Source organism: Stenotrophomonas sp. ZAC14D1_NAIMI4_1 (assembly GCF_003086775.1).
GTDB lineage: Bacteria > Pseudomonadota > Gammaproteobacteria > Xanthomonadales > Xanthomonadaceae > Stenotrophomonas.
The window spans coordinates 2,047,385-2,068,084 of sequence record NZ_CP026001.1 but is presented as its reverse complement, the minus strand read 5'-3'; the positions used below and the strand labels follow the sequence as shown (position 1 = coordinate 2,068,084).

23 protein-coding genes are annotated in these 20,700 nt (G+C 65.9%); 12 read left to right on the top strand and 11 right to left on the bottom strand.

Going from position 1 to position 20,700, the window contains the following annotated elements; genetic code table 11:
- Nucleotides 1-42: 42 nt before the first annotated feature.
- The 3 genes from C1927_RS09675 (at nt 43) to C1927_RS09665 (ending at nt 2,120) form a co-directional block, all read left to right on the top strand.
- The gene (locus tag C1927_RS09675; RefSeq protein WP_079221651.1) at nt 43-1,287 is read left to right on the top strand and encodes a hypothetical protein; all 1,245 of its coding nucleotides are present in this window, start codon (nt 43-45) and stop codon (nt 1,285-1,287) included.
- A gap of 186 nt (nt 1,288-1,473) precedes the next feature.
- Entirely contained in the window at nt 1,474-1,644 is a 171-nt protein-coding gene (locus tag C1927_RS09670; protein WP_079221650.1) for a CsbD family protein, read from the top strand.
- Between the two features lie 131 nt (nt 1,645-1,775).
- On the top strand, nt 1,776-2,120 hold the full coding sequence (locus C1927_RS09665; protein ID WP_079225198.1) for a response regulator: 345 nt from the start codon (nt 1,776-1,778) through the stop codon (nt 2,118-2,120).
- On the opposite strand, the gene C1927_RS09660 is transcribed toward C1927_RS09665, so the two are convergent.
- Entirely contained in the window at nt 2,068-4,842 is a 2,775-nt protein-coding gene (locus C1927_RS09660) for a PAS domain-containing protein (protein WP_254051568.1), read from the bottom strand. The two genes, C1927_RS09665 and C1927_RS09660, sit on opposite strands and share 53 nt — an antisense overlap.
- Before the next feature lie 350 nt (nt 4,843-5,192).
- On the opposite strand from C1927_RS09660, the gene C1927_RS09655 reads away from it, so the two are divergent.
- The gene (locus tag C1927_RS09655; protein WP_079221648.1) at nt 5,193-5,624 is read left to right on the top strand and encodes a BLUF domain-containing protein; all 432 of its coding nucleotides are present in this window, start codon (nt 5,193-5,195) and stop codon (nt 5,622-5,624) included.
- A 27-nt stretch (nt 5,625-5,651) separates the two neighbouring features.
- On the opposite strand, the gene C1927_RS09650 is transcribed toward C1927_RS09655, so the two are convergent.
- The 3 genes from C1927_RS09650 to C1927_RS09640 all read right to left on the bottom strand — a co-directional run bounded on the left by C1927_RS09650 (nt 5,652) and on the right by C1927_RS09640 (nt 7,500).
- Nucleotides 5,652-5,936 (bottom strand): hypothetical protein, encoded by a 285-nt coding sequence (locus C1927_RS09650; RefSeq protein WP_079225196.1) that lies wholly within the window; start codon nt 5,934-5,936, stop codon nt 5,652-5,654.
- A gap of 63 nt (nt 5,937-5,999) precedes the next feature.
- Entirely contained in the window at nt 6,000-6,431 is a 432-nt protein-coding gene (locus tag C1927_RS09645) for a BLUF domain-containing protein (RefSeq protein WP_079221647.1), read from the bottom strand.
- Between the two features lie 127 nt (nt 6,432-6,558).
- On the bottom strand, nt 6,559-7,500 hold the full coding sequence (locus C1927_RS09640) for an AraC family transcriptional regulator (protein WP_237772040.1): 942 nt from the start codon (nt 7,498-7,500) through the stop codon (nt 6,559-6,561).
- A 99-nt stretch (nt 7,501-7,599) separates the two neighbouring features.
- Here C1927_RS09640 and C1927_RS09635 point away from each other — a divergent pair, with 99 nt between their 5' ends.
- From C1927_RS09635 to C1927_RS09620, 4 genes are all read left to right on the top strand, one after another.
- Entirely contained in the window at nt 7,600-8,433 is an 834-nt protein-coding gene (locus tag C1927_RS09635) for an oxidoreductase (RefSeq protein ID WP_108746547.1), read from the top strand.
- 134 nt (nt 8,434-8,567) lie between these two features.
- Complete coding sequence (locus tag C1927_RS09630; RefSeq protein ID WP_254051567.1) at nt 8,568-10,160, top strand: sensor domain-containing diguanylate cyclase; 1,593 nt, start codon at nt 8,568-8,570, stop codon at nt 10,158-10,160.
- 120 nt (nt 10,161-10,280) lie between these two features.
- Nucleotides 10,281-12,047, top strand: a complete 1,767-nt coding sequence (locus tag C1927_RS09625) for a sensor domain-containing phosphodiesterase (protein WP_237772038.1) — start codon at nt 10,281-10,283, stop codon at nt 12,045-12,047.
- 113 nt (nt 12,048-12,160) lie between these two features.
- On the top strand, nt 12,161-12,607 hold the full coding sequence (locus tag C1927_RS09620; RefSeq protein ID WP_159095337.1) for a chemotaxis protein CheW: 447 nt from the start codon (nt 12,161-12,163) through the stop codon (nt 12,605-12,607).
- Between the two features lie 33 nt (nt 12,608-12,640).
- Here C1927_RS09620 and C1927_RS09615 read toward each other — a convergent pair whose 3' ends face one another.
- The 5 genes from C1927_RS09615 to C1927_RS09595 form a co-directional block, all read right to left on the bottom strand.
- The gene (locus tag C1927_RS09615) at nt 12,641-13,297 is read right to left on the bottom strand and encodes a hypothetical protein (protein WP_108746545.1); all 657 of its coding nucleotides are present in this window, start codon (nt 13,295-13,297) and stop codon (nt 12,641-12,643) included.
- Nucleotides 13,298-13,419: 122 nt separating this feature from the next.
- On the bottom strand, nt 13,420-13,791 hold the full coding sequence (locus C1927_RS09610) for a VOC family protein (protein WP_216821184.1): 372 nt from the start codon (nt 13,789-13,791) through the stop codon (nt 13,420-13,422).
- A gap of 42 nt (nt 13,792-13,833) precedes the next feature.
- On the bottom strand, nt 13,834-14,181 hold the full coding sequence (locus C1927_RS09605) for a nuclear transport factor 2 family protein (RefSeq protein ID WP_108746544.1): 348 nt from the start codon (nt 14,179-14,181) through the stop codon (nt 13,834-13,836).
- Nucleotides 14,182-14,186: 5 nt separating this feature from the next.
- Nucleotides 14,187-14,588 (bottom strand): VOC family protein, encoded by a 402-nt coding sequence (locus C1927_RS09600; protein WP_108746543.1) that lies wholly within the window; start codon nt 14,586-14,588, stop codon nt 14,187-14,189.
- Between the two features lie 21 nt (nt 14,589-14,609).
- Nucleotides 14,610-15,353: an SDR family oxidoreductase gene (locus tag C1927_RS09595; RefSeq protein WP_108746542.1), complete on the bottom strand. Its 744-nt coding sequence runs from the start codon at nt 15,351-15,353 to the stop codon at nt 14,610-14,612.
- A gap of 133 nt (nt 15,354-15,486) precedes the next feature.
- On the opposite strand from C1927_RS09595, the gene C1927_RS09590 reads away from it, so the two are divergent.
- A complete protein-coding gene (locus C1927_RS09590) occupies nt 15,487-16,374 on the top strand; it encodes an AraC family transcriptional regulator (protein WP_254051566.1) in 888 nt (295 codons plus the stop codon).
- A gap of 38 nt (nt 16,375-16,412) precedes the next feature.
- Here C1927_RS09590 and C1927_RS09585 read toward each other — a convergent pair whose 3' ends face one another.
- Nucleotides 16,413-16,982, bottom strand: coding sequence for a TetR/AcrR family transcriptional regulator (locus tag C1927_RS09585; RefSeq protein ID WP_108746540.1), 570 nt, complete (start codon nt 16,980-16,982; stop codon nt 16,413-16,415).
- Between the two features lie 133 nt (nt 16,983-17,115).
- On the opposite strand from C1927_RS09585, the gene C1927_RS09580 reads away from it, so the two are divergent.
- The 3 genes from C1927_RS09580 to C1927_RS09570 all read left to right on the top strand — a co-directional run bounded on the left by C1927_RS09580 (nt 17,116) and on the right by C1927_RS09570 (nt 19,631).
- Nucleotides 17,116-17,703: a carboxymuconolactone decarboxylase family protein gene (locus C1927_RS09580; protein ID WP_108746539.1), complete on the top strand. Its 588-nt coding sequence runs from the start codon at nt 17,116-17,118 to the stop codon at nt 17,701-17,703.
- A 12-nt stretch (nt 17,704-17,715) separates the two neighbouring features.
- A complete protein-coding gene (locus C1927_RS09575; protein ID WP_108746538.1) occupies nt 17,716-18,645 on the top strand; it encodes an alpha/beta hydrolase in 930 nt (309 codons plus the stop codon).
- A 629-nt stretch (nt 18,646-19,274) separates the two neighbouring features.
- Entirely contained in the window at nt 19,275-19,631 is a 357-nt protein-coding gene (locus C1927_RS09570; RefSeq protein ID WP_108746537.1) for a hypothetical protein, read from the top strand.
- Nucleotides 19,632-19,896: 265 nt separating this feature from the next.
- Here the strand turns inward: C1927_RS09570 and C1927_RS09565 are convergent, their stop codons facing one another.
- The gene (locus C1927_RS09565) at nt 19,897-20,679 is read right to left on the bottom strand and encodes a 3-hydroxybutyrate dehydrogenase (RefSeq protein ID WP_108746536.1); all 783 of its coding nucleotides are present in this window, start codon (nt 20,677-20,679) and stop codon (nt 19,897-19,899) included.
- Nucleotides 20,680-20,700 lie beyond the last annotated feature (21 nt).

Below are 20,700 nucleotides of genomic sequence, written 5' to 3'. Positions count from 1 at the left end.
CTGCAAGATAGGGGCTGGCCCTGCACTGCCGATGGAACGGTGATGACTGACAGCCCCTACCGGAACTACCGCGTTGGCATCGGCGTGTCGCTGCTGCTGGCCGCGCTCATCGCCACCCTCTCGCTCATCGCGGTGGCGACCCCCAACCTGGGCTGGGGCGTCGTGGCGCTGGCCACTGTGGCAATCTGCATCGGTGGCCCGTTGCTGCTGGTTCTGCTGCTGGCGTGGCTGCGCTACATGGTGCGGCAGCGTGGGCGCGTGCCCGGCCGCGTACACGCGTGGATGTTCCTGCCCACCGTGGCGGCCGCGCTCATCATTCCGTTCTGGGAGTCCGTACAGCACAGCTGGGCCAACATGGTGGGCGGGTCGCGTGACCCTGTTGCCGAGCTGCACATCAATCTCAGCGGTCAGCCGCTGTGGCTGGACACCTCGCCGTATGCGTCCACCGGCTCCGGCGCTGGCCCGGACCTGCCCATGCAAGGCGATACGCCCGAGCGCTTCGTGGCTTTCCGCCGCTATCCCAATGCGCAGTCCGATGTGGACAGCGCATTTCCGTATCAGGACGCACGCCTGAAGCGCTCCGTGGAACACTACCGATACGCCACGCCATCCGGCGATCGCGCTGTCACCGAGGTGCCACTGGTCCGCCGGCCGTATCCGGACACCACACGTTTCAACGCCGGATGGCGCAGCGCAGGCACACCCGAGCTGGTACACCTCTACTACCACTACAGCGATCATGTGGAGGTCGTACCCACGCTCGCGCGCCTCAGCGGATCGGCTGCCGACCATCTGCAGCGCAGCCGCTTCGAGGGCCTGGTGCTTTTCAGGATCCACAACTATGGCCACGCGCCCATCGTGCGGATGGAGGCCGATGGCATCGCACTGGACATCGGTGACAAAGCCATCGAGAACATCCCGGCGGTGCCCGCGGATTGCACCGCCTATGGCTATCCGGCCGGCGTCGCGCTGCTGACACTCGACCAGCCGCTGCAGGTGCGCTGGCAGACCGTCGATGCACCCACGCGTTGGCACAGCGCGCGTGTGCAGGTGCCTGCGTTCCGGCAGGCGCAGCCGTTGCAGGGCCAATCCACGTTGCAGCACGTTCTGCTGTACGTACTGCCTGACGGCACGCTGGCCGCCGAACGCTACGCCGAAGTATTCGACGGCGACACGCAGCGCGGCATCAAGACCACCGGCCTGCCGGCCAGTGCTGCCGCCTTTGCGCGCTGTGGCAGCGCCCGCGCTGGCTACAGCGAGCGTGCCGGCGCCGTGCTGGCTGACTGATCCGCAGCGCTGGCGGTCTCAGCCGAGCGCTCGTGCAGCGCGCGGTGCCAAAGACGGTAGTGCCGGCCGCTGGCCGGCAAACCGCTGCAGGTGAAGATGGCCCTACCAATTCGTTCACTGACGCAACACCGGCGCCAACGCACGATCAGGTCGCCCATCCCGGGCCTTACACATAGGTGTTCTGCAATGGACAAGAATCGTACCGAAGGTGCCAAGAACCAGGTCAAGGGCACCGTCAAGGAAGTGGCCGGCAAGGTCACCGGCAACAAGACCCAGGAACTTGAGGGCAAGGCACAGAAGGGCGTGGGCAAGGTGCAGAGCGCGGTCGGTAAGGCCAAGGACGACGCTCGTCATTGAGTGCCGTCGCAGCCGCCGCAGCCGCAGGGCGCGGCGGCCAGGTGCCCTCTCCGGAGGGAATCGCCGGCAGGTCATCCTCGCCCAGCATTGAGAATCCACGCGCGGTGACTCTGTCGACCACACAACGCATCCTGCTCGTCGAAGACGATACGGCCATCCGCGAACTCACCGAAGATGTTCTCACTGAAAGCGGGTATGAGGTCATCGCTGTCTGCGATGCGGAGAAGGCGGTCCATGCACTTGCCGCAGCTGAGTCGTTCGACCTGCTGATTTCCGATATCCGCTTGCCCGGCATGAACGGCTGCGAGCTTGCACGCCATGCGATGACCCTGGACCCCGCCCTGCGCGTACTCCTGGTCACCGGTTACGCAGGCCAGCGCGCAGGCGATCCGCAGTCCGTGCCCAAGGACATTCCCCTTCTGCTCAAACCATTTTCGTTACGGCAGCTTCTGCAGTCGGTGCACAATACGATCTGAGATCGCCTGCCAGCAGCCGGTCCACACGGCGCTCGAGTTCTGCAGCCGAGAACGGCTTGGTCAGTATTTCCATCCCCTGTTCAAGGTGTTCACCCCCTACCGCCGCAAAAGCGGCATAGCCGGTAATGAACAGCACAGGCAACGCCGGCCGCGTCTGCCGCCCCGCGTCAGCTACCTGGCGGCCATTCAAGGTGCCCGTCAGGCCGACATCGGTCACCAGCAGGTCGAAGGGCTGCCCCGTCGCCAGCAGCGCCAGCGCCTCGCTGCCATTGGCGGCTTCGGTCACGCGATGGCCCTGGGTGCACAGGACATCCCGCACCAGGGCACGAATGGATGCCTCGTCTTCGACAAGCAACACCGCGCGACCCGACATCACTGGCGCGCTCGTAGTGTCGCGCACCGGCAGGACATCGGCTGTCGGCGGGCCATTGAACTGCGGCAGAAACAGGTGAATGGTGGTCCCCTGCCCTGGCGTCGACTCGACGTCCACCTGTCCGCCCGATTGCCGGGTGAACCCATAGATCATCGACAGGCCCAGCCCGGTGCCCTGCCCGATCGGCTTGGTGGTGAAGAACGGCTCGAACACTTTGTCCAGCACGCTCGCATCCATGCCCGTGCCGGTATCGCATACGGACAGGCGCACATAGGTTCCTGCGGGCAATCCAAGCGCTTCACTGCGCGGTCCCACCAGCGCCTCGATCTCAGTGGAGATGACCAGCCTTCCACCTTCCGGCATGGCGTCGCGGGCATTGATGCACAGATTGAGCAGGGCGTTCTCCAACTGCGGTGCATCCACCAGCACGTCGTCACCCCCATCCTGCAACCGCGTTTCGATTTCGATCGAGGGCCCGATGGAGCGGCTGAGGATGTCCAGCATGCCGCTCACCAGCGACGAAACCTGCACGGAGGACGGGGCCAGAGTCTGTCGTCGCGAGAACGCCAGCAGGCGTTGGGTCAGCGCGGCGGCCCGATCGGCGCCACCGCGGGCCATCTCGAGATAGCGCTCCAGACCCTCCGTGCGCCCCTGGCCAACCCGCAGCTCCAGCAGCTCCAGGCCCATCGAAACAGCAGTCAGCATGTTGTTGAAGTCGTGCGCGATACCGCCGGTCAGCTGGCCCAGCGATTCCATCTTCTGGCTTTGGCGCAGGCGCTCTTCCATGGCCATCAGTTCGGCCGTGCGTGCCTGTACTCGTTCTTCCAGAGTCAGGGTCAGCTGCTGCAACCGCTGCTGCGCGATACGACGATCCGTAATGTCGGCCGCGGCCCCGAACCACTCCTTCACCCGCCCCTGCTCATCCAGCAATGGCACCGCACGCATCTGCAGCCAGCGCACCGCGCCATCATCCAGCAGGGTGCGGTGCTCAACTTCCAGCGCCGATCCCGTATCACGCGCAGCTTCAATGGCAGCGTCCACAGCTTCCCGATCGCCAGGATGGATCAAGCGCTCGCGCCAGGCGCCTGATGTGTCGTGCAGGTCTATCGCCTCGCCCTGGCCATAGATCAGGTCCACCTGCTGCCAGTCTGCGGAAATGGAGTACAACGACTGGGTCGCCGCAGAAACCAGCGCCCCCAGGCGTCGCTCGCTCTGCACCAGCGCTTCGGAAGCGTGCCGCTCGGCCGTGCGGTCGCGGAACACCACGACATAGCCCACCGCTTCTCCCTCGTGGCCACGCAGCACCGTCATCGAGCCGTGCGCCCAGAAGCGGCCACCGTCGCGCCGGCGCAGCCAGCGCTCGCCACTCAATCCGCCCTTCTGCAGCGCCTGCTCCATGTTGTGGCGGAAGCGCCCGGCCTGCCGGTCATCGTCCAGGTACAGCACTTCACCATGCTGGCCCAGCACCTGGCTTTCGTGCCAGCCAAGAATTTCCTCGGCACCGCGGTTCCACAGCGTCACCAGGCCGTCCATGTCGAAGGCGATGATCGCGTAGTCGCGGGCACTGTCCATGATCTGCCGGTGCCGCGCCTCGGTCAGCGAAAGATGCCGTTCCAATGCCACCTGCGGCGTCAGGTCCAGGCCCTGCACGAAAATGCCGTTGACCCGACCCGCGTCGTCCTTGCACGGCTGGAACACCACATCGACGATATGGCACGGGCCACTGCCAGCCTGCGCGATGCCACTGTCATAGGCCACCTTGCGGCCGATGTATGGCTCACCCGTGCGGTAGACCTCATCCAGAAGATGCAGATAGCCCTGGTCCAGCACTTCCGGCAACGCCTCCACGATGGGCCGGCCAAGCACCTCGCGGTGACCGATCAGGCTGGCGTATCCCGGGTTGACCAGCTCGACCCGGTGCTCCGGCCCGGCCAGGAATGCCATGAACAGCGGGGACTTCTCGAACAGCGCGATCAGCCGCTCGTTCTCGCGCGCCAGCCGATCCTGGGCCGCCACCATCCCGGTGACTTCCTTGGTCACGCAGAAGGCACCCGCTACCTGCTCATCCTCGCCATGAAGCGGGGAAAACGAAAACGTCCACCAGGTATCTTCCGGCGCACCGTAGCGGTTCATCGCCACCGGCACATTTTCAAAGCGCGAGCCCTGCCCGGCGAAGGCCCGCTCGATCGGCTCACGCACCGCAGGCCAGGCATCGGCCCACAGGCTGCGCAGCGGCGCGCCCATCGCGTGGTCCAGGCGCGGCCCGAGGATCGGCGCGTAGGCGTCGTTGAACAGGAAGATCAGTTCAGGCCCCCAGACCAGGTACATGCTCTCGGGGGAATTGAGCATCAGTTCCACCGCACAGCGCAGCGAAGCGGGCCACTGGGCGACAGGGCCAAGAGGCGTCGCCGACCAGTCGTGGTCGCGCACACGCTCAGCCGCAGCGCCGGCTGCACGGGGAAACACAGTGAAATGGGGTTGCACTTCAATTCCTGGTGGAAAGCGGGAGTCGCAGCACCCCAGGGGCATCCCGCCCGCTGCAGAAAGTGAGACTGTCCACGCCAATCTACGGCATCCGGGCCGGAGGTGCTGTCAACGCAGGCTCATGGGTGACCAAGCCGCTCAGGGTGTGAACAAAGCCTCACAGCCCCGGCAGTAGCGCCCCGTATAGTGACGCGCGTCACATAAGAACCCCTTCCATGCTCCGTGCGTTTGCCTATTCCAGCCATATGTCGGCTGGTCTTTCCGACGAAAAGATCCGCAGCATCATCTCCCAGTCGGCCTCATTCAACCGCGTTGCGGGCGTCACTGGCGCATTGCTGATCAGTGGGCCGCAGTTCTTCCAGTACCTCGAAGGGCCACCGGACGGGCTGGATACCGTCATGCGCCGCATCCATGAAAGCCGCTCGCACCACGCCATCGTGCAGGTGCTGGATGCGAGCATACAGACGCGCGCCGTGCCCTATTGGGCGATGACCCGGGTCGAAACCGGGCAGACCGTGGTGTCCGGCCTGGTCAATGCGCAGTGGGACGAATTCGGCCAACGCGCTGCCATCGCCAGCCCGGGCATGGGCCTGCTGGCCGCGCTGCTGCGCCCGCACTTCCCCGCGCTGGGCGGGGTGGCAGGTTGAGGGGATTTTATCTGCGGATACCGGACTTCAGACGACCTCGCGCCGCCCCAGCGAGCCCATCGTGAAAACATAGCCCGCGTCCAACAGGAAGCTACGCATGCGCTGCTCAGCCGTGCGCGGGCAGGTAATCAACTCCGGTCCATACAGGGCGTAGACCCAATGCTCTTCGCCCAACTGCTCGCGGCGGACGCCCGAACGCGGTGACTGGCACGCCCAGCTCCACGCTTCACGCAGGCGGCCGGGGCCGATCGATTGACCATTGCGCAGGCGGAAACTCAGCCAGCGCACCATACCGCCGTTTGACTCTTCCATCATTTGCCCCCTGAGAGTTCAGCCACACTAGCCGGGCACCCCGTCATGCCCGGGTGAGCACGCTTACGCGTGAGGCAGCTCCCAGAAATCCACCAGCGGCCCCAGCCCGGGCACCGCACGACGATCGTCGCGCACTGTGGGGAAGTGACGCTTCCACTTGCCGGCGGCAATGGCATGCAGGGCTGACACGTCCACGCTGCGGCAGACCATCGACCACGTGCGGAAGTAGCGCTCGCTGACCGCCTGGTCAAACTGCACCACCACGTTGCCGTGCCGGGTGGCGGCCTCTATGCGGCTGAACACCTGGTAGATGGCTTCTTCCGGGCCTTCCAGGTACTGGAAGAACCGGTGTCCATCAAACAGCAGGATGCCGGTGACGGACAGCGCCTGGTTGCGCGCCATGGCATCGATGAGCAGTTCGTCGATCGAATCGGCGCCCAGCGCGCACGACAAGGTGCTTTGATAGGCCAGCGCATGCAGAGGCAGGGCAGACATGGGTACTTCCGGGAATGAGGAAAGCGTGGCACAGGATCCTGCGCCGAAGTCGTTTGAAAAGCGTGCGCCACATTAACCAGCCGCCCGTGCGGATGGCGTGACCAACAATCGCCACAATCGCCCGCCGTCAATGCGATGAAACATACACCGCGTCCGCCGGCGCCGGCGGCAGCGCAAAGCTGCGCCGCATCCGCGCCACCTCGGCCGCCGGTGGCAGCCCGAACAGGCGCTTGAACTCGCGATTGAACTGCGACGGGCTGGCATAGCCCACGCCCAACGCGGCCGCCTCGGCGGTCATGCCCTGCCGCAGCATCAGCAGCCGCGCCTGGTGCAGCCGGGTGGACTTCACGTATTGCATCGGCGAGGTACCGGTGATGGCACGGAAATGGTCGTGGAAGGTCGGCACGCTCATCTCCGCCTCCACGGCCAGCGCCTCCACATCCAGCGCCGTCGCGTAGGCCGCATGGATATGCCGCAGCACCTTGCCGATGCGCCCGAAGCGCCCGCGCATTGCCAGCGCCTCACGCATCGCACCGCCCTGCGCCCCGGTCAGAACACGGAAATACAGCTCTCGAACCAGTGCCGGGCCCAGCACCACCGCTTCCAGCGGATCGCCCAGCGCTTCCAGCAGGCGCAGCACGGTCGCCTGCATCGCCGCCTGCATCGGGCTGGCCATCATGCTCTGCGCCGATGCCGGGGCATGGGCCGCGTGCGCCTCCAGCTCCAGCATCAGGTCCGCGGCCAGCTGCAGGTCCAGGTGCAGGTAGATCGCCAGCAGCGGCGCGTCGGCCGTCGCCTCGGTTTCCATGGTGAACGGCACCGGCACCGACACTGCCAGGTAGTGCTGCGCGTCGTACTGGTACACCTGCCCGCCCAGGTAACCGCGCTTCACGCCCTGGCAGACGATCACGATGCCCGGGTCGTACAGCACGGGCGTCCGCGCCAGCGGTCGGTTCGAGCGCAGCAGGCGCACGCCTGGCAGGGCCGTCAGCGTGTAGCCCTCGTCCGTGGCGAGGGCCTCCAACAGGCCCACCATGCGCGCCTGCATCGTCTGTCCCGCAGAAAGCATGGGCAGCTCATAGGAATAGGCAAGAATGGCCGAAGCCTAGGCCTGGGAGGCTGGTAGTGCAAGCACTAACGTGCAAGCTCCCAACCGAGAGCCGCCCCCATGACCACGTCCCGCCTCTTCCTCATCACCGGCGTCAGCAGCGGTTTCGGCCGTGCGCTGGCCGAGCACGCCCTGCTGGCCGGCCATCGCGTCGTCGGCACCGTGCGCAACGAAACCGCCCGTCAGGACTTCGAAGCCCTCGCCCCGGGCCGCGCGTTCGCCCGACTGCTCGAGGTCACCGATGCCGACGCCATCATGACCCTGGTCACCCACATCGAAGCCGACATCGGCGCCATCGACGTGCTGGTCAACAATGCCGGCTACGGCCACGAGGGCGTGCTGGAGGAGTCGACCCTCGCCGAGCTGCGCCAGCAGTTCGAAGTGAACGTGTTCGGGCCTGCCGCACTCATCAAGGCCGTGCTGCCGCACATGCGCGCGCGCCGCCGAGGCCACATCCTCAACATCACCTCCATGGGCGGCTTCATCACCCTGCCCGGCATTGCGTGGTACTGCGGCAGCAAGTTCGCGCTGGAAGGCATCAGCGAAGTGCTGGCCAAGGAAATCGCCGGTTTCGGCATCCATGTCACCGCCGTCGCGCCCGGTTCCTTCCGCACTGATTGGGCCGGCCGCTCGATGGTGCGCTCGCCCCGCGCCATCGAGGATTACGACGCGCTGTTCGACCCCATCCGCAGCGCGCGCGAAGCCAAGAGCGGCCAGCAGCTTGGCGACCCGGCCAAGGCCGCGCAGGCCATGCTGCAGCTGATCGACAGCCCCACGCCCCCCGCCCACCTGCTGCTGGGCAGCGATGCCGTGCAGCTGGTGCGCGGCAAGCTGCAGGACCTGGGCGCCAGCATTGACCAGTGGGAAGCCCTGAGCCACAGCACGGATGGTTGAACCGATTGGTGGGTGCCGACCGTTGGTCGGCACGGGGTCAGGTCCATCGGCTGCCGCGTGAAGACCGCGCGCACGGTTCCCCTGCCCCCTCGGTTGTAACCTGAGCCCCTACCAGCCGCCAGGGAGGCGCAGGCGTGAATGCATCGATCCGGCAGGTGAACCTGCAGCGGCTGATCCTCGCGCTTGCCACGCTGTCGGCGCTGGTCATGCTGGGCAACACGCTGTGGGCCAGTTACCAGGTGCAGCGCCAGCAGCTCATCGAAAAGAGCCTGGAAGCCAACCGGGTCTACGCGCACTCGCTGGCCCAGTCCACCCAGCATTTCGTGCTGAACGCGCAGCAGCAGCTCGCGGTCGGGGCCGAGCGCCTCAGCCGCGGGCTCGACCAGCCGGCGGCACACGATGATGAAGTGGAACGCATCAAGCTGCAGACCGATGCCTTCAACAGCGTCATCGCGGTGGATGCCCAGGGCGTGGTGGTCGGCACCTCACCCGCCTTGCCGGAACTGCAGGGCAAGGCGCTCACCAGCGCCGCCAACCGCAAGGCGCTGCAGCAGCGGCTGCCGATGGTCAGCGATCCCTTCATCGCCCACACCGGCAACCTGGTCGTCACCCTCTCCCACCCGGTCTTCGATGCCGACGGCGGCTACGCGGGCTACATCACCGCCTCCATCCACCTGCGCGACCCGAACGTCCTGCATTCCCTGCTCGGCACGCACCCCTACGAGGATGGCTCGTACCTGTACGTGGTCAGCCGCGACGGCACCCTGCTCTACCACCCCGAACCGGACCGGGTCGGCCAACCCGCCACCCGCAACGCCGCCGTCGAAGCGCTCAGCCAGGGAAGCGCCGGTGCCCTGCATTCGCACAACAGCCGCGGCGTGCACATGCTGGCCGGTTTCGCACCGGTGCCCGCTGCCGGCTGGGGCATCGTCGCCCAGCGCCCCATCGATGCCGCCACCGCGCCCATGGGCAGCCTGTTCGCCACCGTGCTGCGCAACGCCGCACCGCTGGGCCTGCTCTCGCTACTGCTGATCTGGCTGTGCTCGCGCCGCATCGCCTCGCCACTGCAGCAGCTCGCGCAGCACGCGCAGGAAGGCGATGTCGGCGCCGCCATTTCCCAGGTCAAGGCGGTCAATTCCTGGTACTTCGAGGCCGCCCAGCTGAAGCAGGCCGTGCTGGTCAGTTTCCGCAACCTCAGCGATCGCATCGGCAAGCTTAACCTGGCCGCACTCACCGATCCCCTCACCCAGCTGCTCAACCGGCGCGGGCTGGAACGCGCGCTCAGCGCCCTCACCGCCTCCGGCATGCCGTTCGGCGTCATCACCCTCGATGTGGACCACTTCAAGGATGTCAACGACCGCCACGGCCACGACGCCGGTGACCAGGTCATCGCCGGCGTTGCCCAGAGCATGCGCGCCAATGCCCGCCCGCAGGACGTGCTGTGCCGTCTTGGTGGCGAGGAATTCCTGGTGCTGCTGCCCGAGGTCAGCGCCGATACCGCGCTGCAGGTGGCCGAACGCCTGCGCGCCGCCATCGAAGCGCAGGCCTTTGCCAAGGTCGGGCACGTCACGATTTCTGCCGGGGTCAGCCATTACCCGGAAACCCAGTCCAACCCCGATCTGGCCATCCGCCAGGCCGACAAGGCGCTGTACCGCGCCAAGCACGGCGGCCGCAACCAGAGCGTGCTCTACCGCAAGCGCAGCCAGCAGCCTCCACCGCCGTCTTGACGCGCTGTTGGCCGCATCTACACGGCATCGCCGCCGCGTACCTGCAACCCTGCCATCACACCCCATTGCCTGCAGCACCCCCGACCGGCTCTCGCGCTCCCGTTCAACCGGAAAAAGCACATGGCCCCGACCCGTACCGAAGAACGCATGTCGACGCTGGGCAGCCTGGACGTCCTGGATGACGTTGCCGGGGCCTCGCTGGATCGCCTCACCGATCTGGCCGCACGCACCTTCCACGCGCCGGTGGCCTTCGTCTCGCTCATCGAAGTCGACCGCCAGCGGCTGATCTCGCGCAAGGGCCTCACCTCGGCCGGTTCGCATATCCGCGATTCCATCTGCGCGCACACCATCGGCTCCACCGCGGGCCTGGTCATCAACGATCTCGCCCTGGATCCACGCTTTTCCAGCCTGCCACTGGTGGCCGGGCCGCCACACCTGCGCTTCTATGCGGGCACCCCGCTCATCGCCGCCAACGGCGTGGCCATCGGTGCGCTGTGCGTGATGGACAGCGTGCCCCGGCAGTTCTCCGCCGATGATCGGCGCCAGCTGCAGACACTGGGCATGGCGGTGATGAACGAACTGGAGCTGCGCACGCTCAGTGGCCGTCGCGATCCGGTCAGTGGCCTGCCCAACCGCCACCAGTTCGCCATCGACTACGCCGCGCGATCGGTACGCACGCCCGGGCGACCGTGCTATGCCGTGATGATCGACGTGCTCGACCTGCCACGGGCCAACGAGGCCGGCCAGGTGCTCGGCATGGTGCCGCTGGAGGCGCTCATCCGCCGCGCCGGCGTGCGCATCAACCTGGCCCTGGACGGCGTGGCCCAGGTCTACCACGTGGAAGCCACGCGCTTCGCCTTCGTGATCGAACTGCCCGACCGCGATGCCATCGAGCGTCTGGTCCACCTGCTGCATGACGATCTCATCCGCCCGATCATGGCTGCCGCCGTACCGCTGGCACCGCAGTTCCATGCCGGCTTGTGCGAGGCCACGCTGGGCCGCGACAGTGCCGACGATGTGCTGCGCAAGATGATGATCGGCATGCATTCGGCGCTCGCCGGCCATGTCACCTGCTGCTGGTATTCGTCCCTGCGCGATGAAGGCCTGCAGCGCAGCTATCGGCTGGCCACCGACGGCCAGCAGGCGCTGCAGCAGGATCAGTTCCACCTGGTCTATCAACCCCGCTTCCGCGCCGAAGACCTCACCCCCGTCTCGGCCGAAGTACTGCTGCGCTGGGACCATCCGCAGCTGGGCGCGGTCAGCCCTGCCGAGTTCATTCCGGTGTTCGAACGCACCGCGCTGATGGATGGCGTCACTGCCTGGGTGCTCGACCACGCGTTCACGCAGTTGGCGCAGTGGCGGCGCGAAGGCCTGTCGCTCACCCTGTCCATCAACCTCTCCGCGCGCGACGTCGCACGCAAGGGCATGGCCGATGCCTTCATTGCCACGCTGCTGTGCAAGGGCCTGTCCTGCACCGATGTGGAAGTGGAGATCACCGAGGGCGAATGGCTGCGTGCCGATTCCTTGCCCGGCGAACAACTGAAGCAGCTGGCGGCGGCCGGCGTGCGCGTGGCGATCGATGATTTCGGCAGCGGCTACAGCAACTTCGGCTATCTCACCGAACTGCCCATCCACACGATCAAGCTGGACAAGTCGATGATCGACGACCTGCCCACCGATACCCGCGCACAGCTGAAAGTACAGGCCGTCATCGGCCTGGCCCATGGCCTGGGTTACAACACCGTGGGCGAAGGGGCGGAAACATTCGAGCAGGTCGCCCTGCTGCAGGCGTATGGCTGCGATGAAATCCAGGGCTTCGCACTGTCACGCCCGGTCAGTGCCACCGATCTGGCTGCGCTGCAGACGGTGCCGTACGTTCCAGCCTGAGCCCAGTAGTGGCTGAACAGGATTTTCAATGTTCATCATTTGCTGACACTGTTGAGCTTGCCAAGGCGGCATGATGGCGCCGCAGCAGCATTGCCCCTTCCACTGGATCTCCTTTGCAGCCGTCTTCTCCTTCGGCCGGATCACCGGCCTCGCCGTCGCGTCCCTTCTTTGAATACCTGGCCGTACGGGCCGGTGAACAGTGGTTTGCCGTGGATGTGCAGGCCACCGTCGAGATACGCGGCCCGGAAACCTTTGACCGCCCCGGCAGCGAAGGACGCCTCACGCTGACCGTGCGCGAAAACGCCCTGCGCGTGGTCGATCTGCGCCGCCTCAGCGGGCTGACACCGTTTACCTACACCTGCCCGGCCATGGCGCTGGTGCGCGCCGGGATGGATGTGATCGGCCTGGCCGTGGATGAAGTGGGCGACATCGAAAGCGTGCCACGCAAGCAACTGCGGGCCGACAACCCGCTGGGGTATGTGTTCTGCAGCCAGAGCATCGCCATGCCCGACAAGCGCGAGATTCCGCTGATCGACCCGATGTTGCTGATCGCCGCCTGATCGCGCCGCCGGGGATGGCCCGGCGGACACCGCCTACATCACAATCGCAAACCCCAGCGCCAACACCAGCGCCGAGGTCAGCAGGAACGACGCCAGCACGAACCCTGCCGCAGGCAGATACCCCACGTCACTCAACGCCACGAAGGTGCGCGTGCGCGCCCACAGGTACCACGCCACGGCCGCCACCCCGATGGCCGCGCCCCAGCCTTTCGCTTCCCCACCCACCGCCTGCGAAACCGCCAGCAGCAGCACGAACGGGCACGCCAGGAACGCCTGGATGGAAAACGGCTCGCGCAGGGTGTCGCGGTTGATCGGCAGGCGCTGCCGCCACAACGTACTCAACGCCGCGCCCAGCGCAAAGATGCAGAACACCGCCGAGCGCGTCAGCAGCAGGCCCTGCTCACTCGAGAACAGCAGCTTGCCCAGCGGCCCGGACAGGGACAGCGGCGCCGTGCGCATCGCCATTTCCAGCGCATGCGCCAGCACCACCGACAGGATCAGCATCAGCACCGGGCTGATCGCATCGGCAAAGCGGTGTTCCGGATCCTTGGCGAATTCGCGCCGCGTGTAACGCGCCACCTCCCCGGGCCGCACCAGCACCCGCCACAGCGTGCGCGGGTAGAACACCAGCCAGCCCACCAGCTCGTAGAGGAACTCCTCAAGCGATCGAAGCAGTCGGATCAGGTCCATGGGATCAGCAACGCCGCCAGGGGTGGGGCCAGCTTACAGGCAGCGCGCCCCACTTCAGTAGTGCCAGCCCATGGCTGGCAGAGTTTGTCGCAGCCGAGCATGGGCCCGGCGAGCGCATCACCCTACTGGCACACCACCTCCACGTTCACCCCATCCGGATCCAGCACGTAGGCCGCGTAGTAGCCCGGGTGGTAGCGCTCACGAACACCAGGCGTCCCGTTGTCCATGCCCCCCGCAGCCAACGCCGCCCGATGAAAGGCGTCCACCTGCGCCCTCGTTGCAGCCGCAAAGGCGATATGCGTGCCGTGCCCAGGCGCATCCTGGTCATGGAACCACAGGCAGGGATAACCCTCGCGGCCGAAACCATGGCGGTCGCCGCCTGCAGCAGTCTGCACGTGCACCAGATGCACCATGCCCAGCGGCGCCAACGCTCTGGCGTAGAACGCTCGCGACGTATCCGCATTGCTTACTGCAAATTCAACGTGATCCAGCAGGCTCATGACCATCTCCCAGGCAAGGGCTCGTTCGGTGGAAGTTCAATCCAGATCCGCATCGATGCGACGGATGCGCCCCGCCGCGTCCAGCGCTATTACCAGGCGCCCCGTCTCGTGGCCGAAGTCACCTTTGAAATCCACGCGAACGCACGCCTGTGCACGCGCATCGGGCTCCACCGACAGAATCCGGGTCACTGTGTGGTACTCCACGAAATAGCGCTCGATATACTCACGCACACCGGCCACCCCCTCGAAGCGCTCACCCGTAGACGGGTCATCAATCACCGCATCGTCCGCAAACAAGGACAGTGCTGTATCGACGTCAAACGCGTTGGCCGCCGCCACAAGCGCATGGGCCGCCTGTTGCAGGCCATCCCTCGATCCACGCATGGCCGTCAGGCTCCGTGTTGCCAGGGTTTATGCACGAATTCGAGGCTGTAACCGTCCAGGTCGCGCACCTGTGCAGCGTAATAGCGCGGGTCATAGTGATGCTGTGCGCCAGGCGGATGGATGACCGTCGCTCCGGCATCCAGTGCGGCGGCAAACGCAGCATCCACCTTCGCGGTTGACGTGGCGGCGAAGCCAACGTGCACAGCCTCTGGCGCCGGCTGGCCCTGCCGCAGCCAGAAGAACACCCGGCCGTCAGCACCAAAGCCCTTCAGATCCGGGTGCCCCGGCGGCCCTTGGCTGCCGTCGTAATCAAGGCGTCGATCAATACCCAGTACCGGCAGCACCCGCGCGTAGAACGCCACAGCACGCGTGGTATCGGCAACCGTCAAAAACAGATGGTCCAACATCAATCAGCTCCTTCGTGGTGGTCAGATGACATAGCCGCCGGACACTTCAATGTTCTGCGCCGTTACCCATCCACTGTCCGAAGACAGCAGTGAGGCCACGACGCTGCCCACCTCGTCAGGCTCGCCTACACGCCCCAGCGCCGTCTGCGATGCCAGCGCCGTTTCGAACGCTGCATCCAGGCCGCCCCCGAGCTCCGTCCGGATCGGGCCCGGCGATACGGAATTCACGCGGATACCCTGCGGTCCGAACTCCTTGGCCATGTAACGCGTCAGCACCTCAAGCCCGCCCTTGAACGACGCGTAGGGTGCCACCCCCACCGTCGCCACCCGCGTCGTTGCACTGGTGATGTTGACGATGGCTGCCTGCGGCGCCAGGAGTGGAAGCAGCGCCTGGGTCAGGAAGAACGGCCCTTTCAGGTGGACGTTGAACAGCCCATCGAACTGGGCTTCGCTCACCGTGGCAATCGGATTGAACAGCCCGTGGCCGGCATTGTTGACCAGGCCGGACAGCTGCCCCGCAGGCCATTCCGATGCCAGCACGCGCTCCACGTCTGCACGGAAGCCTGCAAAGCTCTGCACCCGGCCGACATCCAGCGGCAGCGCAATGGCTTTGCCCCCAGCATTGGCAATCTGCCGCACCACCGCGTCGGCAGCCTCGACATTCTGCTGGTAGGTGAGGATGACACCGTGGCCGCGACGCGCGCAGGCCAGGGCAATGCTGGCGCCAATACCGCGGCTGCCGCCGGTAATGAGGGTGATGGACATGGATGCTCCGTGTTCAGGACAGTGCTCACGATAGGCACCCGGCGTGCGCGTGGCCGCCCCATTCCTCGCCTATTCCTGCCCAATCCTGCTTCGCCGCTTGCACCGGCCCGGCCCCCGGCGTCCAATGCCCCCCATGGATAGCCTGCTTGAAGAATTGCGCGCCCTGACCGCGCATGCCCAGAACCGCCGCACGGAAACCGGCATTCCGCGGGTCTCCATGGTGCAGGGCGCCGTGCCGGAACATGAGTTGGCGGCGGTGTATGAGCCGATGGTCAACCTCATCCTGCAAGGCAGCAAATCGATGACGGTGGGCGCGCAGACGTTGCACTACGACCCTGCTACCTACTTCGTGATGTCCGTGGACCTGCCCGCTGCGGGCGTCGTGCGCAGCAGTCCTGCGGGTGCGCCCTACCTTGCGGTGGCGCTCAGCCTGGACCCCGTGCTGCTTGCCACCCTGCTGAACGACCTTGCCGAACCCGCGACGAACCCGCAGACCAGGGGCTTTTCGGTCGCCGCCGTCACGCCGCAACTATTGGACGCCTGGGCCCGCCTGCTGCGCCTGATGAAACACCCCGCCGACATTGCCGCCCTGGCCCCGGCGTACGAACGCGAGATCCTGTACCGCGTGCTGCAGGGCCCGATGGGCTGGATGCTGCGCGATATCGCCAGCCCCGACAGCGCACTGGCGCGGGTCAACCACGCCATTCAAGCGATTCGTCGCGACTATGCCCGCAGTTGGCGGGTGGAAGAACTGGCCGCCGATGCGGCCATGAGCGTTTCCGCCTTCCACCGCCACTTCAAGGCAGTGACCTCACTCAGCCCGGTGCAGTACCAGAAACAGGTGCGCCTGCTGCAGGCACGCACGCATCTGTTGGCCTCCGGCTGCAGCGTCATCCGCGCCGCGCACACTGTGGGCTACGAAAGCCCCACCCAGTTCAGCCGAGAGTACGCGCGCGCGTTCGGGCACCCGCCAGCCAAGGATATTGCGCGCATTCAACAGCGCAGCCGCAGCAACGGGTGAGAGCACCGCCCCGGTAGCGCCGGGCCATGCCCGGCGGATCACACCGCGTCCAGAATGATCCTCGGCAACCGCGCAATCGCCCGCGAAAACACCGCCGGCGCATCCATCCCGCGTGCCACCACCAGCGCGCCGTGCAGCTCCACCAGCATCTGCTCGGCCAGCAGCTCGGCTTCCTCGTCACCCACACCGTGCTGCCGCGCCACACCCGCCAGCGCCTCCTGCAGCCGGTGGAACGTCGAGGCAATCGCATCGCCACAGCCGTTCTGCACACCACGCGGCGGCGAGAGCATGTTCAACAGGCACGACTGCCGGCCGTGGTCATACATCGCGTCCATCGCCGAAACAAAACGCGCCAGCTTGTCCGCCACCGGCGCATCGCCGGCCAGAACCGGGAAGATCTCCGCATCCAGCACGCGCCCTACCTGGGCCAGCACTTCCTGCGCCATCTCCTCCTTCCCGTTCGGGAAGCGGTGGTAAAGGCTGGATTTCTTCAGGCCCGTCGCCTCGGCAATCACCGCCAGCGACGCACCTTCATAGCCGACGTCCTTGAACGTCAGCGCCAAGCGGTCCAGCAGGGCCGCGTCATCGATTTTCCTGACCTGGGGCATGGGTCACCTCCTGCCTGAACGATAACCGACCGTTCGGTCCAGTTCAAGCTTGACGTGGACCGATCGTTCGGATTCAATTCATCCCGTACCGACCGTTCGGTACATTTCATTCCAACCGCTCAAGGAACCACCCATGTCCCGTCTCGCCCTCGTCACCCCCGAAACCGCCACCCCGGCCCAGCAGCCGCTGCTGGAGCAGACCAAGGCCAAGTTCGGCAAGCTGCCCATCATCATGACCGCGCTGGCCAACTCCCCGGCCACCATGAACAGCTATCTGGCGCTGTTCCAGAACCTCACCGACGGCCGCTTCAGCAAGCAGCTGGCCCGCAAGATCGGCCTGGCCATCGGCGAAGAAAACGGCTGCGAGTACTGCATCTCCCTGCTGGCCGCCATCGCCAAGCTGCAGAAGCTCACCGAGGAAGACATCGAGCTGGCCCGCCACGGCAAGTCCACCGACCCGAAGGAACAGGCCCTGCTCGACTTCGTGCTGCTGCTGGTGCGCCACAAGGGCGACGTGACCGATGAAGAACTGCAGGCCGTGCGCGCCGCCGGGTGGGGCGATGAGGACATCGTGGAAGTGTTCGGCCACTTGGCGCTGAACTTCATCACCAACTACCTGTGGAAGGTCGGCCGCAACGACGTCGACTTCCCGATCCTGCGCCTGTTCGACCAGGGCAAGATCTCGCGCGGCAGCAGCCACCCGTTCCAGCAGGTCGCCTGAGGAGCCCACACCATGAACACCCCTGCCCGTCTGGCAGCCGGCCTTGCCGGTGCCCTCGCCGTTGCCTCCGCCCACGCCGCCGCGCCGGCCGTCACCTTCCACTATGCCCAGGTGGACGACGTGCGCGTGTTCTACCGCGAAGCCGGCGACCCCAAGGCGCCCACCGTGCTGTTGCTGCACGGCCTGCCCTCCTCGTCCTTCATGTACCGCGAACTGATCCCGATGCTGGCCGACCGCTACCACGTGATCGCCCCGGACCTGCCTGGCTTCGGCTTCACCGAAGCGCCGCCGCACGATAAGTACGCCTACACCTTCGCCAACCTGGCCAACACCATCGACCGTTTCACTGAAGTGGTGGGCATCGACCGCTACGCCATCCAGGTGTTCGACTACGGCGCACCGGTCGGCTGGCGCCTGGCCACCAAACACCCGGAACGCATCACTGCCATCGTTTCGCAGAACGGCAACGCCTATGAAGAAGGCCTGGGCGAGCTGTGGGAGCCGATCAAGCGCTATTGGAGCGCACCGACCGCGGCCAACCGCGATGCGCTGCGCGGCATGTTTACCCCGGAAAGCATCCAGTGGCAGTACACCCATGGCGCGCCGGATGCGATGCGCATCGCGCCGGAAACCTACACGCTGGACAACGAGCGCCTGGCGCGCCCGGGCAACCTCGATATCCAGCTGGATCTGATGCTGGATTACCGCACCAACGTGGTGATGTACCCGCAGCTGCAGAAGTACTTCCGCGACCGCAAGCCGCCGCTGCTGGCGGTGTGGGGGCGCAACGATGCGATCTTCATTCCGGCCGGTGCCGAGGCGTTCAAGCGCGATCTGCCGAAGGCGGAGGTGCGTTTCTACGACACCGGGCACTTCGCGTTGGAAAGCCACGTGCACGAGATTGGCCCGGTGATCCGCGCGTTCCTGGATGCGAATCTGTAAGGGTTGATTGGCCGCACCCGACCAACCCACTGGTAGCGCCGGGCCATGCCCGGCGAGCGCAGCGGCCGCATGACGCATCAGGCACGCCAAACCGGCCGGATGCGTCACGTTCGCCTTTGCAATTCGCTATCCAAGCAATCAGTTGAAATGTTCCATACAACTATTCGTAAGCGCAAAACGTCACACGCCGCTTGCCCTCGCGAGCCGCTTACGTCATCCGGCGTCGTCTCTGCCACTGAAGCGGCGAGCTAGCGTCTTCTCTTGTCGCATGTGCCATCTGAGTTGCATGCAACAATTCCTGGCTCGCGCTCGATTCATCCGAAATCTTCGGATTTTTCTCATTGAACCGAACGTGCAGGCGTAGACAACATGGCGCGCCACTGAAAACGAGTGGCCGGGTCTGCAAACCCGCGATGCATTGATGTGCCTGTTGTATGCGCTTGCCCGCCGGTACCGCCCGGAAACCGGTACCGGCGGGCAATCCGTCGGCCTATATGGCGGGCGGTGCGTGGGGGTATTCGTACCCACCGGTCAATGGCACTCATGCGTCCCGGTTTGCAGCCACGCACCGTCCGCCACCCCGCTTTCGCGCGGTGGCGCTGCTAAGCACAGCCACGGAAGCTACTGCCATGACCACTCGCAAGAACCCGCCACTCCATGCTGTTGGCACCGTCACCGATGACGAAAACCCCACCTCCGATCTCAGCACCTTCCAGGGCTGCCTCACCCGCATCCGCGATGGCGAAGGCTCCGACGGAATGCTCTGGCCGGAGGAAAACCTGTCCGACGGCCGACGTCAGTCCCTCGCGCGCATCGACCGCGCGGCCACGGGCATCCTCACTGCGGTGGAGATGCTGCATGCCGCCAACCGCTGCAAGACCATGGCCACGCCCCGCCGGCATCTGGATGAGGGCGTGGTTGAGGGCTTGTTCTTCGCGTGTCGCGAGCTGGCCGAACTGGTGTGCAGGGAAGTCAGACCGGCCTGATCTCGCCGCGCCCCGCGCCACCACCGCGCACCCGCCCCGGTAGCGCCGGGCCATGCCCGGCGGAAAATCAAAACCGCCGCGCTGCGCGCTCGCGGGGCACGGCCCCGCGCTACCACCACCCCGCCCGGTAGCGCCGGGCCATGCCCGGCGGGAAACCAAACCACCGCGCTGCGCGCTCGCGGGGCACGGCCCCGCGTTATCACCACCCCGCCCGGTAGCGCCGGGCCATGCCCGGCGGAAAATCAAACGTCCGGTGCAGCCGCGCCTAGCGCGCAGTCCAACCGCCATCCATCGGAAGCGCCGTGCCCGTGATCTGCGCGGCGGCGTCCGATGCCAGAAACACCACCATCTCCCCGAGCTGCTCCGGCGTCACGAACTGCAACGACGGCTGCTTCTCGGCCAACAGCTCACGCGCGGCGGATTCCTGGTCCGTTCCTTCCCGCTCCGCCAACGCAGTGATCTGCTTTTCAACCAGCGGGGTCCGCACCCAGCCCGGGCAGATGGCATTGGCCGTGATGCCCGTGCCAGCGTTCTCCAACCCTGTCACCTTGGTAAACCCGACCACGCCATGTTTGGCCGCCACATAGGCCGACTTGTTCACCGAACCTACCAAGCCGTGCGCCGATGCGATGTTGATGATGCGGCCCCATCCCCGCTGCTTCATGTGCGGCAACGCCGCCGCCGTCGCATGGAACACCGCCGACAGATTCAGCGCCAGGATTGCATCCCACTTCTCGACGGGGAATTCCTCGATCGAGGCGGTGTGCTGAATACCCGCGTTGTTCACCAGGATGTCGACGCGCCCCATGGTGGCAACGGTACGAGCGATCATCTCCCGCACCGCTTCGCCACGCGAAAGGTCGGCGCCGTCATGTGCCACCCGTACACCGAACTCGGTCTCCAGGCTGGATCGGACGCGTTCGATGTCCTGCGCGTCACCGAAGCCATTCAGCACGATGTCGGCCCCCTGCCGCGCCAGCGCCGTGGCAATGCCAAGACCGATACCGCTGGTAGAGCCGGTAACTACCGCGACCTTTCCAGAAAACATGGGGAAATTCCTTAGGACGGA